Annotated in this window: 1 protein-coding gene; it reads left to right on the forward strand. The window is 67.7% G+C overall.

Annotation, left to right across the window (positions count from 1 at the left end; translation table 11 throughout):
• Positions 1-638, forward strand: a 638-nt coding sequence (locus G6W55_RS38100; protein ID WP_254876605.1) for a thiamine pyrophosphate-dependent enzyme, incomplete at both ends; no start/stop codon positions are given.

Here is a 638-nt window from a genome sequence, read left to right on the forward strand (position 1 = left end):
GAGTTCGAGGGCAACCTCGACCCGAAGTCGATGCACGGCTCCGGCGACGTCAAGTACCACCTGGGCGCCGAGGGCACCTTCACCGGTCTCGACGGCGAGCAGATCAAGGTCTCCCTGGTCGCGAACCCCTCACACCTGGAGGCGGTGGACCCGGTCCTGGAGGGCGTCGCACGCGCCAAGCAGGACATCATCAACAAGGGCGGCACGGACTTCACCGTCCTGCCGGTGGCCCTGCACGGCGACGCGGCCTTCGCGGGCCAGGGCGTGGTGGCCGAGACCCTGAACATGTCGCAGCTCCGCGGCTACCGCACCGGCGGCACGGTCCACATCGTCATCAACAACCAGGTCGGCTTCACCGCGGCCCCCGAGTCCTCGCGCTCCTCCATGTACGCGACGGACGTGGCCCGCATGATCGAGGCCCCGATCTTCCACGTGAACGGCGACGACCCGGAGGCCGTGGTCCGCGTCGCGCGGCTCGCCTTCGAGTTCCGCCAGGCGTTCAACAAGGACGTGGTGATCGACCTCATCTGCTACCGCCGCCGCGGTCACAACGAGTCCGACAACCCGGCCTTCACCCAGCCGCTGATGTACGACCTGATCGACAAGAAGCGCTCGGTGCGCAAGCTCTACACCGAGTC

The organism is Streptomyces sp. CAI-85 (assembly GCF_013363615.1).
Taxonomy (GTDB): domain Bacteria; phylum Actinomycetota; class Actinomycetes; order Streptomycetales; family Streptomycetaceae; genus Streptomyces; species Streptomyces antibioticus_B.